Raw genomic sequence first — 14,535 nt, 5'->3', positions numbered from 1 at the left:
TAGAGGGGTGACACGCATGTACGATAACACAAATAGCAACAATGGTGCAGTTCGCTGTTCATTTTGTGGTAAAACACAAGAAGAAGTGAAAAAAATCGTTGCAGGACCAGGTGTCTATATTTGTAATGAATGTATCGACTTATGTAAAGAGATTATTGATGAAGAATTTTACGACGAAGCCGTACGTGAACTAACGGATGTCCCAAAACCCCAAGAAATTTTGGAAGTCTTAAACGAATATGTAATTGGACAAGATCAGGCAAAACGCTCACTAGCAGTGGCTGTCTATAATCACTATAAACGTGTAAATCAATCAGAAAATTCAAGCTCTGAAGAAGTGGAACTACAAAAGAGCAATATTTGTTTAATTGGCCCAACGGGTTCTGGGAAAACATTTTTAGCCCAAACATTGGCTAGAACATTGAATGTACCATTTGCAATTGCAGACGCGACTAGTTTAACTGAAGCAGGATATGTGGGAGAAGATGTAGAGAATATTCTCTTAAAACTATTACAATCTGCTGATTTTAACGTAGAACGTGCTGAAAAAGGAATCATCTACATTGATGAGATCGACAAAATTGCCCGTAAGAGCGAAAATGTATCGATCACAAGAGATGTATCAGGCGAAGGTGTACAACAAGCATTGCTTAAAATCTTGGAAGGAACAGTTGCTAGCGTACCACCACAAGGCGGACGCAAACACCCGCATCAAGAATTTATCCAAATCGACACCACTAATGTCCTGTTTATTGTCGGCGGAGCTTTTGACGGTATCGAGAATATGGTCAAAAATCGCCTAGGCGAAAAAACAATCGGTTTTGGGACTCAAAACAGCAAACTGAACGAAGACGAAAGCGTTATGCAACAAATCATTCCAGAAGATCTTTTGAAATTTGGATTGATTCCTGAGTTTATTGGACGCTTACCAGTGACTGCTGCGTTAGAGAAGTTGACAACGGATGATTTGGTTCGTATTTTGACAGAACCAAAAAATGCATTAGTCAAACAATATCAAAAACTATTATCGTTAGATGATACAGAATTAGAATTTGAGCCAGAAGCATTACGTGCGATCGCGAATAAAGCAATTGAACGAAATACAGGAGCTCGTGGCTTACGCTCGATCATCGAAGAAATCATGATGGATGTCATGTTTGACGTACCATCAGATGATTCGATCGAAAAAGTCATTATTACAGAAATGGCTGTTGATGGCACTGGTAAACCAGCAATTGTTTATAATAAAAAAGACAAAAAAGCTGGTTAATTTTAAAAGACTAAAAAGTAGAGATGCGTCTCTACTTTTTTACTGATTTTATAAAACAAGGTATTTAGTTTTACGAGCTAGTCACTAGCTTCTAGTTGGATAGTGATCTTAGGAAAAAGTTCGTTCAGCTTTTACACTTAGGAGGTTAGTAAAATGAATGTTCATAATGCAGAAATTATCATCAGTGCCGTCTCACCAAAACAATATCCAGAAACAGAACTTCCAGAAATTGCTTTAGCGGGTCGTTCCAATGTTGGTAAATCATCTTTCATCAACACACTGATCAATCGAAAAAATCTAGCTAGAACTTCTGGAAAACCAGGGAAGACTCAAACGCTGAATTTTTATTTGATTGAAGAGGCGTTGCATTTTGTCGATGTTCCAGGATATGGGTATGCGAAAGTGTCGAAAACGGAACGAGCAAAATGGGGCGAGATGATCGAAACGTATATGACGACAAGAGAACAATTGAAAGCCGTTGTTTCTTTAGTTGATTTACGTCATGCGCCGACACAGGAAGATATTCAAATGTATGAGTTTTTAAAATACTATGAGATTCCAGTAATTGTTGTAGCAACCAAAAAAGATAAAATCCCTCGCGGAAAATGGAACAAGCATGAGAGTGTTATCAAAAAAGCCCTAAACTTTGATAAATCTGATGATTTCATTCTTTTTTCTTCACAAACAAAAGAAGGAAAAGAAGAAGCATGGCAAGCCATTGAAAAGTATTTATAAAAAAAGCGTGACCTCTCCAAATTTTGGGAGACGTCAACGCTTTTTTTATTGTTCTTTTTTCTTTTGTTCTGTTTGTTCAGCTTTAGCTGTTTGTTTTTCTAATTCTTCTTTTGGCAATTCGACTTTTTTTGGATCTACTGCAAAAGAATCGAATAATTTATCTAAATCATTTGTACGTTCAAATTTTAAGCCCATCGTTTCGTTGCTCCATTTCGTTTTAGATTGAATGCAGCCGAGTCAAACAATATATACCAGCAGTGTATACTTATTGAGTATAAGAAACAAGACTGGATGTTACTGTTGTCTCTGCCTTTTCTCTAGTTTAGCATCCTTTTAGAAATTTGAATAGTTTTCTTTTTCAACCGTTGCAAATTTTTATAAAAATAGTTTTACCTTCAATTTGTAAACTTGCATTCGATTACAAAACAAGGTATAGTTTTTTCGGATAGAGAAAAGAGGGACGAAATGGCAGGGAATATTTTTATCGGAATGGTTCGTGGCTATCAGCGCTTTATTTCCCCAGGGCTTCCAGCTAGTTGCCGCTATCACCCGACGTGTTCACAATACATGATCGATGCTATTCAGACGCATGGCAGTATTAAGGGAATTACCATGGGGACAGCGAGATTTTTACGATGTCATCCACTGACTAAAGGTGGAATCGACTATGTACCGTTGAAGTTTAGTTTAAAAAGAAATCCGGACCAGGAATATCACGGTCCCTACAATTATAGAAGAGACAAAAAGAATAAATAAATGAAGGTGGGGTTACGGGATGGCAATTTTGGCATTTGACTTTGGCGGTTCAGCAGTAAAATATGGGATTTGGAACGGCCAAGAAATAAGGGATAAAGGAAACTTTACAACACCTAAAACATGGGATGAAATGAGAGCGTCATTATTCGCTGTTTATAACGAGATCAATCAGACAATTGAAGGAGTAGCTATTAGTGCACCTGGTGTAGTAGATGTTGAAAAACAAATGATCAACGGAATTTCGGCAATTCCTTATATTCATAGATTCAATATTTATAAAGAATTGGAAGCGTTATTTAAGTTGCCAGTCTCAATCGAAAACGATGCGAATTGTGCAGGAATGGCAGAAATATACGAAGGTGCTGCGAAAGGGAAACAAGAAGTGGCGTTTGTTGTGATTGGAACGGGTATTGGTGGGGCGATTTTTCATAAAGGAGAAATTGTGAAAGGTGCTCATCTTTATGGTGGTGAATTTGGATTAATGTACCTAAGTGGTGGTGAGACCTTTAGTAAACTAGGGACTGCCGTTCAAATGGCTTGGCGTTATTGCGAACGCAAGGGTGTAGAGAAAGAGACGTACACTGGGGAAGATGTGTTTGCTTTGGCAGAGTCTGGGGATGAATTGGCGATAGAAGAAGTGAATAATTTTTATGAGTATGTGACACAAGGATTGTTTAGTATTCAATTTTCCCTTGATCCAGAGATGATCGTTTTAGGCGGAGGTGTCTCAGCTAAAAAAGGCTTACTAGTGGAAATCAATCGTCGAATGAAAGAAAAACTAGCGCATTTTGAATTAAATGATTTTATACCGCAAATCGTAACGTGTCAATACAAAAATGATGCAAATCTGATTGGAGCTGCAGCTAATTTTATAGCAATTCAAAAAAATAGAAAAGAAACGATGGGGACAGACTGATGTTTTCTACTAGAATTTAAAATCGACTATCAGGCTAAAAAGAATGTGAAAAAAGGTGAATCAGGCACGAGGCAGTAAAACTAAATTGGTTTTACTGCTCTTTTTTGTCTTCCTTAGTTAATAATAAAAGACTTATTATTAATTATTTGTTACAATGAGTATAATGATAAGAAAGAAGGAGATAGAATGAAACGAAATAGTTTGGGGATTGTCGGGATAATTGCGTTATTTACCCTTTCTGCTTGCGCAGTACAAGAACAGACCGCAACCTTTGTTCTAAAACAAGAAGACGAACAGGTAAAAGTTCAAAATATTCACAAGAAAGATGCGTTATTAAAGCAAAAAATTATAACAACGATTCAGTACAAAACAATGGGCATATCAACTAAAACAAAAGCAAAGAAGCTATTAGAGCCTAGTGAAAAATTGTACGCCAATAAAAAGGGAATTCACTATACGATTGATTTTACTGAAAAAGCAGCCGTAGAAACCATTGAAGTGGACTTGAAAAAAGTATCAACCAAAGATGCCAAGGAAATCTCGCTTATTTCGTTGCCAAATGAATCATTTGCTAGTGCAAGTGAAGAGGCAAATGAAGCGCAACTTATAAAGTTAGGGTTTAAAAAAGAAAAGTAGAAAAGGAGAAGAAGAATGAAAAAATCAGTAGTTATCAATGGGTTGATCGTAGGGGCTCTGGGATTAGTTAGCGCATATGGAACCGCTACTTTCGCAGAAGAAAGTAACAGCATAGAAACTATTCCAGAACAAACAGTAAAAGTTGCAGAAGACAATGAGCCAACAGCGCTTGTTGTGAACGCAGAAAAAAAAGAGCTAAAAGAAGGACAAACGCAGCAATTAACGACTGTATTTACGTCAGAAAATAGCACAGCTAACCTTACTTGGACATCCAGTGATGAAGCAGTAGCAACTGTTTCTGAAACAGGAGTGGTTACGGCTCTCAAAGCTGGGACTGTAACGATCACAGCCAAAACAGAAAGTGGATTAAGTGGAGAAGTGGCACTAACCATCAAAGCAAAAGTGGAAGGGACATTTGGTACAGTGCCTTGGGAATGGGATGCAAAGAGCCAGACACTTACCTTTGGAGGTGGAAAACTTCCAAATACTGATTTCAGGTATAATATTAAATATAAAATAGAAGCCCTTAGTATTTTAAATGGGGCTAAAATCAAATGTATAAAATTCACTGAACCAGTTGTAGCTAGTTCTTCAATATATTATATGTTTGCAGAGTTATCTTTTTTAGAAGCAATAGAAGGAGCAACTTTTATTGACACAAGAAACGTGACGGATATGAGAAGCTTGTTTCGTTCTACTTCAAATCTGACAGATATAGATGTGAGTAAATGGGATACGATTAATGTGCGGAATATGAGTGGCATGTTTTATAATGCTGCTAATCTATCAAAATTAGATTTAGACCAATGGAATACAAGTAAAGTAACGGATATGAGTAGCATGTTTTATTATACTTTAAATCTGACAGATATAGATGTAACTGAATGGGATACGATTAATGTGACAAATATGTCTTCAATGTTTTCTAATGCACAAAGCTTAACGAGCTTAAATACAACTAATTGGAATACAAGTAAAGTAACGACTATGGAGTCAATGTTTTATAATAGTTCAAAACTGATAGATATAGATGTAAGCGGCTGGGATACAAGAAATGTGAAGACCATGAATTCAATGTTTTTAGGTGCGTCAAGCTTAACTGGATTGGATATGTCGGAATGGGTCACAGAGAAAGTGACGGACATGTCCTCAATGTTTTCAGGTGCGTCAAGCTTAACAGAATTAGATATGTCAGAATGGGTTACAGGAAAAGTGACGAGTATGTCTTCAATGTTTTATAATGTTTCAAGCTTGAAAACGTTGGACATATCTGGTTGGAATACAGAAAATGTAACGACTATGTCTTCAATGTTTTCTGGTACTACAAAGTTAACTGACTTAGATATTAGTGATTGGAATGTAAATAACGTTCAGTATATGTATAGTATGTTTCAATCAAGTGGTGTAGCAGACTTAAATGTGATCAATTGGGATACGAGTAAAGTACTAAATATGAATTCCATGTTTAGTCAAGCAGCGAATTTGGCTAAATTAGATTTGAGTACTTGGAATACAATCAAAACGACAACTATGACGAACATGTTTGCATACACACCTAATCTCTATGAGTTGAACCTAAGTAATTGGGATACGAGTAATGACACAGCAATAGATAGTATATTTTATAGAGCAGATTCGTTAGATGTATTGATTCTGGGTTCAAATTTTAAGCCTACAACCTCAACTAATTTACCAAGGAAAAAAGTAGAGCCATATACTGGAAGATGGCTCTTAGATTCTTCAGAAGCTGAGAATAGCTATGAGAGCAGTTCAAGGTTAATGGCGAACTATGATGGAACGAAACCGGGGAAATACATCCGTGAAAAGAAAGCAGGTATTGAGGTAACTGGAATCGAGTTAACACCTTCCGTTTTAAACCTAACCATTTCTGAAGAAAGTCAATTACAAGCAAAAGTCCTTCCAGAAAATGCAACGAATAAAAAGGTTACGTATTCTGTTGCCGATGCTTCTATTGCTTCTGTCTCACAGGAAGGGGTTGTAACAGGATTGAAATCAGGTATAACAGAAATTACCGCACGAACAGAAGAAGGTGGCTTCAAAGCAACAACTACTGTAATTGTTTCTGCAGATAGTTCACTGATTTTAGATCCATTTTATCTTGGATTAGATGACTTTATTACCGGGGAAATTGACCCAGCATTAAGCCCTAAAAATGCCCAACTATGGGTCAATAATAAGTTGATTTCCACGGCAACAATCTTTAGTGATGGAATTTTTGAACTAGATACAGAAGAAACAATTACAAAGACAACAGATAAAGTAAAAATTGTTATTTTGGATAGCAAAAATAAAGAAATCGATCGCGGCATGGTCAAGGTTGAAGAAATTGCCTATGAGTTAACAGTAAATGACTATGTTTTATCAGAAGACACAGTCGTTTCAGGCAAGACTGATTATTTCCATACTCATGTGGCATTGGTCATCAACGGAAAAGAAATTGAACGAAAATTATTAACCTCCAACCGTCAATTTTCATTCGATGTAGAAGGGCTAATTGAACAAGAGAGTGATAAAGTTGAAGTTGTAGGGTATCGTTATAGTACAGAAATCACACGTCAAAACGTTACAGTTCAACCCGCTAAGGTGGAAATGGTGCTGGATACCTACAAGCTGGACACGCCCTACGTAACAGGGAAAGTCACTGGTAAATCAGCAAGTAGTGTTCGGTTATATGTCAATCGAAGACGTCAAGAAACAGTGAAAATTGCAGAGGACGGCACATTTAAATTATTAGGAGTAGGGATTCTTTCTCCTACAAATAAAGTGGAAGTAGCAGTGCTAAACGAACAGGGAATTGAAGTATTGCGGACGCCTGTCAGTATTACCCAATAGGAATGGATGACTACGATGCAATGAAATGGCAGTAAATAATTTTTAGTATAGAATAGGGATCATCTTGTCGTGCCTTTTGTCAGTTTTGTTATGACAGAAAATGAACGATAAGTTTGATCCCTTATTAAGTTTTCTCCTATACATTACTTTAGATACAGAATGGTGATAAACGATTGCTACTTTTCCTAGAATTTATGAGTAATTGAAATAGATTCTCAAATGAAAGAAAAATAAACGTAAAAATATCGAGAGCTTCAGTTGTAAAATAGAAGAAATAACGCATAATAATTTGAATTATAGGAATTTTCTGAAAATTAATTGACATTTCTTTTATTATTGATTATATTTGTATACATACTTCTTTAATAATTATCTATAGAAAGAAAATTATCCGGCTCTACGAATTCGTTCAGCTTTAAAATCATCTAGCTTTTTGTGGTAGCTCTTCTGGAAAAAGAAAAAGCTGATTGTGGTGACATGCATCACATTCTATTTTCCAGTTAGATCTGACAAACACAACAAGCTTTAAAATCAAAGGAGGAAACAAAATGAAGAAATTTAGTTTTTTATTTGCTAGTCTATTTTTACTAGCAGCATGTGGACCAGCAGCTGGTGGGGGCGCAAGCAGTGATGGAAATAAGGTTGAAGGCGATACAATCAAAATAGGGATGAACATGGAACTTTCTGGGGATGTTTCAGCGTACGGGAATGCTGAAAAAGAAGGAATCGCATTGGCAGTTGAAGAAATCAACGAAGCAGGCGGCGTGTTAGGTAAAAAATTAGAGTTGATTGAAAAAGACAACAAATCTGAAAATGGCGAAGCAACGTCAGTAGCAGCCAATTTAACGTCAAAAGATAAAGTTGTTGCAGTCGTTGGACCAGCGACATCTGGTGCGACAAAAGCGACAATTCCAAATATGACCAAAGCAGCAGTTCCGGTGATCACACCTTCAGCTACAGATGACAGCATCACTGTTGTAAACGATAAAGTCCAAGAATACATTTTCAGAGCTTGTTTCCAAGATACGTTCCAAGGAGTCATCTTAGCAAATTTCGCTCAAGATAATTTAAAAGCAAAAAATGTAGTGATCATTGGGGATAATTCAAGTGATTACGCGATTGGTTTAACGAAATCATTTAAAGAGACGTTTAAAGGCAAGATTGCCAAAGAAGAAACATTTACTGCTGGTGACAAAGATTTCCAAGCAATTTTAACAAAAATCAAAGACCTTGATTATGATGCGATCTACATTCCAGGATATTATGCAGAAGCTGGCTTGATCATCAAGCAAGCACGCGAAATGGGCATCGATAAACCAATTTTAGGTGCTGACGGATTTGGCGATGAAAAATTAGTTGAAATCGCTGGAGCAAAAAATGTTTCTGATGTGTATTACACAGGTCACTTCTCAGAAAAAGCACCAGCTACAGACAAAGTAAAACCATTTGTAGAATCATTTAAGAAAAAATACTCTAAACAACCATCTGCTTTTAACGCGTTAGGTTATGATTCTGTTTATATGTTAAAACAAGCGATGGAAGACAAAGATTCAGCTGATTCAAAAGACATCACAGCAGGATTAGCCTCATTAAAAGATTTTGTCGGTGTTACAGGAAAAATGACGATGGACAAAGATCATAATCCTGAAAAATCAGCTGTAGTATTAGGTTTAACAGATGGAAAAGAAACATCTGCGGATGCCGTAAATCCTTAAGTTGAAAAACGATCTATATGTAACTTAAAGAGGGTGAGACAAGGTTCCACGTTTTGTCCCTCCTCTTTTTTCTTTAATCAAACAGTAATTATTCTAAAATATTGGAAGTGATAAACATGGAAGTAGTTATTCAACAACTAGTAAATGGGCTTTTTCTAGGAAGTATTTATGCTCTGTTGGCATTGGGCTATACAATGGTTTACGGGATCATTAAATTGATCAACTTTGCGCATGGTGAAATTTATATGTTGGGCAGTTTTATGGGGTATTTCTTTATTAACAAATTGAATTTGGGCTTTTTTCCAGCGTTGATTCTATCTATGGTAGGTGCTGCTGTAATCGGTGTGGTCATTGAATTTTTAGCATACAGACCGTTAAGAAAATCAACAAGAATTGCGGCTTTGATCACAGCGATTGGGGTTTCCTTTTTACTACAAAACGGGATGATTTATTGGCTAGGTCCTGAAAAAAAATCATTTCCGCAAGCAATTGAATTTAAAAATTATCAATTAGGTTTTATTCAAATCTCAAATATTCAAGTTCTTATTTTAGTTATTTCATTAGTATTGATGATTGCGCTCCAATTGATTGTTAAAAAGACAAAAATGGGTAAAGCAATGCGAGCAGTTTCAGTTGATGCAGATGCGGCCCAATTGATGGGGATCAATGTGAATCGTACGATTTCATTTACCTTTGCTTTAGGCTCTGCTTTAGCGGCGGCAGCGGGCATGCTGATTGGACTTTACTATAATTCGATTGATCCGATGATGGGCGTTGTCCCAGGGCTTAAATCTTTCGTTGCGGCGGTTTTAGGCGGAATTGGGATTATACCAGGAGCGGCACTTGGTGGCTTTGTGATCGGATTACTAGAAACAATCACGATTGCGCTTGGTTTTTCAGATTATAAAGATGCGGTTGTATATGCATTGTTGATTATTATTTTATTGATTCGTCCTGCTGGAATACTTGGCAAGAATATCAAAGAGAAAGTGTAGGTGGCAAGCATGAAAAAGAATTTAAAATATAATGTTGTTTGGCTTTTAATTGCAGCTCTCGCTTATGCTTTTATTTACACATTATATGTAACAGGTGTGATAACACCCTTTACTGAATATACCTTGATTACTATCGGGATCAATATTATGTTGGCGTTAGGATTGAATTTGATTATTGGTTTTTCAGGTCAGTTTTCATTGGGGCATGCTGGCTTTATGGCGATCGGTGCATACAGTGCAGCGATTATGTCTGTTAAATATCCTACGATGGGCGGTTTTTTTAGCGGAATTTTGTTAGGGATTGTGTTGTCAGGGATCGTGGCATTATTAGTTGGGATTCCAACCTTGAGATTAAAAGGGGATTACTTAGCGATTGCGACATTAGGGATTTCAGAGATTATTCGTATTGTTATTATCAATATGAAAGACATAACCAATGGTCCAGCCGGTATTTTTGGTATTCCACCAATGGTTAACTGGTCAATGGTATTCGGATTTGTGGTGATTGTAACGTTGATCATTGTTAACTTTATTCATAGTGGACCGGGACGCGCGACAATGGCGATCAGAGAAGATGAAATTGCGGCAGAATCGATGGGGGTGAATACGACGAAATATAAAGTCGTTGCCTTTATCATTGGTGCTGTTACAGCAAGTGTGGCAGGTGCGATTTATTCAAGTTATGTTCAAACAATTGCGCCAAAAGATTTTGGTTTCATGAAATCAATCGATATTTTGATCATCGTAGTATTTGGTGGTATCGGTAGTGTCACAGGAACCTTTATTTCAGCGATTGTACTTGGCATTTTGAATATGTTCTTGCAAGATGCAGGGGCTCTTAGAATGATCATTTACGCATTAGCATTGATCATCATCATGATTTTTAAACCAGGTGGCTTACTTGGAACCTGGGAATTTTCAGTCAAAAAAATAGTTAAGAAAAAGGAGGACAAAACAAATGCCTCTATTGAACGTTAGTAATTTAACCAAAAACTTCGGCGGACTCGCTGCTGTTTCCAATGTCAATCTTTCTTTAGAAACAAATGAATTAATTGGATTAATTGGTCCTAATGGCGCTGGAAAGACAACATTATTTAATCTTTTAACTGGTGTTTATGAACCTAGTGAAGGAACAGTAACTCTCGATATTCTAGGGAAAGAACACGTGTTGAATGGCATGAAACCGTATAAAATTGCGGACATGGGGTTAAGCAGGACTTTCCAAAATATCCGCTTATTTAAAGAGTTGACCGTAATGGATAACGTTCTAATTGCGATGAATAGTAAAAACAAAGAAGGAATCCTTTCAAGTATTTTACGCTTACCAACTTTTTATAAAAAAGAAGAGGAAATGGAAAAGAAAGTATTGGAATTACTTGCGATTTTCGGTTTAGAGGGAAAAGTTCAGACGTTAGCTAAAAACCTTCCTTATGGCGAACAAAGACGTTTAGAGATTGTACGAGCTTTGGCGACACAACCGAAAGTATTGTTTTTAGATGAACCAGCTGCAGGGATGAATCCTCAAGAAACGGCAGAATTAACGGAACTCATTAGAAAAATCCAAAAAGAATTTCAAATCACAATTGTTTTGATCGAACATGATATGAGTTTAGTCATGGAGGTTTGTCAACGAATTTATGTGTTAGAGTATGGCAGGATTATTGCTGAAGGCAAACCAGAAGCCATCAAAAACGATCCTCGTGTGATCGAAGCTTACCTTGGAGGTGAACTATAATGCTGACCATTGAAAATTTATCTGTTCATTATGGTGTGATTCAAGCAGTACGTGATGTAAGTTTCAACGTAGAACAAGGAGAAATCGTCTCTTTAATCGGAGCAAACGGTGCGGGTAAAACGACGATTTTAAGAACGATTTCTGGGTTGAATCGACCTTCGAATGGGAGTATTATCTTTGAAGGTCAACCAATCCATAAAATGGTTCCACAAAAGATTGTTGCATCTGGACTGTGTCAAGTACCAGAAGGCCGCCATGTTTTTGCTGGTTTAACGGTTCAAGAGAATCTTGAAATGGGGGCATTTTTACGCAAAGATAGTGATTTAAAAAAAGAGTACGATATGATTTTTGATCGTTTTCCAATTTTAAAAGAACGTAAAAATCAAGATGCGTCAACCTTATCTGGTGGAGAACAACAGATGTTGGCAATGGGCAGAGCACTGATGTCTAAACCAAAATTGCTATTATTAGATGAGCCTTCTATGGGATTAGCACCAATCTTTATTCAAGAAATCTTTAACATCATCCAAGAAATCAACAAACAAGGAACGACTGTTTTATTGATTGAACAAAATGCGAAAATGGCGTTGTCGATTGCCGATCGAGGCTACGTTTTGGAAACGGGTGAAGTTGTTTTAAGCGGACCAGGTAAAGAATTATTAGAAAGTGATGAAGTGAAAAAAGCATATCTAGGAGGTTAATAGCATGAGTGTAAGTGATTTTATGACAAAAAATTTAGTCGTAGCTCAACCAGAAATGAAAATTTTTGATGCGGTTGAGTTGATGAAAATAAATAATATCCATCGCTTGCCTGTAATCAAAGGAGAGCAAGTGATTGGGTTGATCACGGAAGGAACAATTCAATCGGCGATGCCATCAAAAGCGACAAGTTTAAGTGTCTATGAAGTAAATTATCTTTTAAACAAGACCACAGTTGCAGATATAATGGTGAAAGATGTTCGTGTAATCAATCCTGAAGCCTCTTTGGAAGAGGGGATTTTTCAAATGCGCCAACATAACATCGGAGTATTGCCAGTTGTTGACGGAAATGAGGCACTCGTTGGTATTATAACAAATAATGATATTTTTGATGCGTTTTTAAAAATTACTGGATACAATGATGGCGGTACTAGAATTCAGTTACGTATTCCAGAAGATCACAAAGGAATTTTAGCAGAGATTACCAAATTGTTAGCGGATAATGATTTTAGTATTTTAACGGTTGTTGTAAATCGGAAAGAGTTAGAAACAATTATTGAGTTACAAATAGAAAGCCGCGAGACTCAAAAAATCGAGGGAATTTTGAAAGAAGCCAATTACGACGTTTTTGAAGCAACATTCATCTCAAAAAAAGTATAAAAAGTGAAGAATAGCAAGAATTGGAAGAGTTTTTTTTCTCAAAACAGTTTGACTATTACAGGGGCATATGATAATTTTATATAGTAAAGAACTGGTTTTCAAAACGAAGTCGGAATATTAAAGTGATTTACTCCTTTAATATTCTTTCGCTATGTCCTCTAATCGGTTAGAGGTTGTTGGTAGTATAATTTTTACAGACATTCTGTAATTGATTATAAATATTTAAGATAGGAGGAATGAAAAATGAAAAAAGTTATTGGATTTATTATTGCTTTTGTAGCAACGGTTAGTTTTGCAACAACCGCTTCAGCAGACGGTGCTATTTCAGCAACTGAACAGCCTATCCTTAATGAATTAAACGCTGGTTTAACAATTGGTGGTAAAAAATTCAGTTTTGGTGCAGCAGAGACGAATGCAGCTTCTAATCACTTGAAACGTGTTGATTTAGCACAAGCTCAAGCCGATGAAGCAATTAAGAACATTCAAGCAGCTCGCTCTTTAGTTGAAGGAGTATCTGTCAACACATCAGGCGCTAATTCACTTGGAGATGCGGTTAGATTATTACCAGCTAATGTAATTTCTCAATTACAAAGTTATGTTGTTGCAGCTGGAAATGCTGTAGGCTTGAAAATTACTTTTGGAGCAAACGGAACTTACTCTGCAGTGACTATCACTGATACGAAGGGTGCTCCTGTATACAAAACTGGCGCGCCAGTCAAAAATACTGGATCAAACTACGCATTAAGCGGGATTACTTTTGGCTCATTGATCGTAGCTGCAGCAGGTGCAGTATTTGTGAGCAGAAAGAACAAATTAGCCTAATATGAAACAATTAAAAAGAGTAGGGGCATTTATTTACGTGCCTCTTCTCTTTATGTTTTTTGGCTATCTCATCATTTACATAATTGGTGCACCTGTCATTAACTTCGCGTCATCTGCAGTCGAATTGATTTCTTTGAATGATGCTCCATCTTTTGATCAACAAGGAACGAACCTTTTTGAAAAAAGAAAGGATAAAACAAAAACAGCATCTTCAGACGAAAAATCGACTGAAGCGGATACAACTAAGATGGAAGCATCTGAAAAAGAAGAGCTATCGTCTTCAAATATGGTCTATCCGGTAGGGGGAGATCAATTTGGGGAGGTAGTGATCGATAAAGTCGAAATTAATGAACCATTGTATTACGGAGATAGTGAAGATATTTTGCGTTTAGGCGCAGGGCAATACATCGGCAGTATGATTCCAGGGGATCTTGGAACAACATTGATCGGTGGGCATAATCTACCCTCATTTGGGAAAATTTATTACTTAGAACCTGGGGATGAAGTGAACATTCATACTCACTATGGAGATTATACGTATCAAGTAACAGAAGTAAAAGTTGCTGATTATAAAGATCCAGCAGTTTATACGAAATTGGGCGACCACTCAAAAAGATCACTGATCCTTTATACTTGTTATCCATTAGATGCGATTGGTTTAACACCTGAACGTGTTTTTGTTTCAGCAGATTATGTATCTGGACCAATCATCGATGAAAAATCATAAAGGAGGAGAATCAGTC

At 36.7% G+C, this 14,535-nt stretch carries 15 protein-coding genes; 14 read left to right on the top strand and 1 reads right to left on the bottom strand.

Features of this window, described 5'->3' with window-relative positions; all coding sequences use genetic code 11:
• Positions 1-16 precede the first annotated feature (16 nt).
• The gene (gene clpX / locus IGJ34_RS10270; protein WP_069655557.1) at positions 17-1,270 is read left to right on the top strand and encodes an ATP-dependent Clp protease ATP-binding subunit ClpX; all 1,254 of its coding nucleotides are present in this window, start codon (positions 17-19) and stop codon (positions 1,268-1,270) included.
• Positions 1,271-1,423: 153 nt separating this feature from the next.
• Complete coding sequence (gene yihA / locus IGJ34_RS10265; protein ID WP_069655558.1) at positions 1,424-2,005, top strand: ribosome biogenesis GTP-binding protein YihA/YsxC; 582 nt, start codon at positions 1,424-1,426, stop codon at positions 2,003-2,005.
• A 45-nt stretch (positions 2,006-2,050) separates the two neighbouring features.
• On the opposite strand, the gene IGJ34_RS10260 is transcribed toward yihA, so the two are convergent.
• Positions 2,051-2,200 (bottom strand): SPJ_0845 family protein, encoded by a 150-nt coding sequence (locus IGJ34_RS10260; protein WP_430597394.1) that lies wholly within the window; start codon positions 2,198-2,200, stop codon positions 2,051-2,053.
• Between the two features lie 270 nt (positions 2,201-2,470).
• Here IGJ34_RS10260 and yidD point away from each other — a divergent pair, with 270 nt between their 5' ends.
• The 12 genes from yidD (at position 2,471) to IGJ34_RS10200 (ending at position 14,519) form a co-directional block, all read left to right on the top strand.
• Positions 2,471-2,761, top strand: coding sequence for a membrane protein insertion efficiency factor YidD (gene yidD / locus IGJ34_RS10255; RefSeq protein WP_069655559.1), 291 nt, complete (start codon positions 2,471-2,473; stop codon positions 2,759-2,761).
• 19 nt (positions 2,762-2,780) lie between these two features.
• Positions 2,781-3,677, top strand: a complete 897-nt coding sequence (locus IGJ34_RS10250) for an ROK family protein (protein WP_430597393.1) — start codon at positions 2,781-2,783, stop codon at positions 3,675-3,677.
• 186 nt (positions 3,678-3,863) lie between these two features.
• A complete protein-coding gene (locus IGJ34_RS10245; protein WP_069655561.1) occupies positions 3,864-4,313 on the top strand; it encodes a DUF1307 domain-containing protein in 450 nt (149 codons plus the stop codon).
• A 15-nt stretch (positions 4,314-4,328) separates the two neighbouring features.
• Positions 4,329-7,166, top strand: coding sequence for a BspA family leucine-rich repeat surface protein (locus IGJ34_RS10240; protein ID WP_430597392.1), 2,838 nt, complete (start codon positions 4,329-4,331; stop codon positions 7,164-7,166).
• A gap of 548 nt (positions 7,167-7,714) precedes the next feature.
• The gene (locus tag IGJ34_RS10235) at positions 7,715-8,881 is read left to right on the top strand and encodes an ABC transporter substrate-binding protein (RefSeq protein ID WP_069655563.1); all 1,167 of its coding nucleotides are present in this window, start codon (positions 7,715-7,717) and stop codon (positions 8,879-8,881) included.
• A gap of 116 nt (positions 8,882-8,997) precedes the next feature.
• Positions 8,998-9,876, top strand: coding sequence for a branched-chain amino acid ABC transporter permease (locus IGJ34_RS10230; protein WP_069655564.1), 879 nt, complete (start codon positions 8,998-9,000; stop codon positions 9,874-9,876).
• A gap of 9 nt (positions 9,877-9,885) precedes the next feature.
• Complete coding sequence (locus IGJ34_RS10225) at positions 9,886-10,854, top strand: branched-chain amino acid ABC transporter permease (RefSeq protein WP_069655565.1); 969 nt, start codon at positions 9,886-9,888, stop codon at positions 10,852-10,854.
• On the top strand, positions 10,835-11,611 hold the full coding sequence (locus IGJ34_RS10220) for an ABC transporter ATP-binding protein (protein WP_111247341.1): 777 nt from the start codon (positions 10,835-10,837) through the stop codon (positions 11,609-11,611). Before IGJ34_RS10225 ends, IGJ34_RS10220 begins: the two co-directional genes overlap by 20 nt.
• Positions 11,611-12,312, top strand: coding sequence for an ABC transporter ATP-binding protein (locus IGJ34_RS10215; protein ID WP_206834053.1), 702 nt, complete (start codon positions 11,611-11,613; stop codon positions 12,310-12,312). The genes IGJ34_RS10220 and IGJ34_RS10215 overlap by 1 nt, the downstream gene beginning before the upstream one ends.
• Before the next feature lie 4 nt (positions 12,313-12,316).
• On the top strand, positions 12,317-12,970 hold the full coding sequence (locus tag IGJ34_RS10210; protein WP_111247342.1) for a CBS domain-containing protein: 654 nt from the start codon (positions 12,317-12,319) through the stop codon (positions 12,968-12,970).
• Between the two features lie 243 nt (positions 12,971-13,213).
• Entirely contained in the window at positions 13,214-13,792 is a 579-nt protein-coding gene (locus IGJ34_RS10205; protein WP_069655569.1) for a hypothetical protein, read from the top strand.
• Position 13,793: 1 nt separating this feature from the next.
• Positions 13,794-14,519 (top strand): class D sortase, encoded by a 726-nt coding sequence (locus IGJ34_RS10200; RefSeq protein ID WP_111247343.1) that lies wholly within the window; start codon positions 13,794-13,796, stop codon positions 14,517-14,519.
• Positions 14,520-14,535: the final 16 nt, after the last annotated feature.

It is taken from the genome of Enterococcus sp. AZ177, from assembly GCF_050544585.1.
Lineage (GTDB): Bacteria > Bacillota > Bacilli > Lactobacillales > Enterococcaceae > Enterococcus_L > Enterococcus_L plantarum.
The sequence above is the reverse complement of the archived record's forward strand: the minus strand, read 5'-3'. Positions and strand labels throughout refer to the sequence as shown.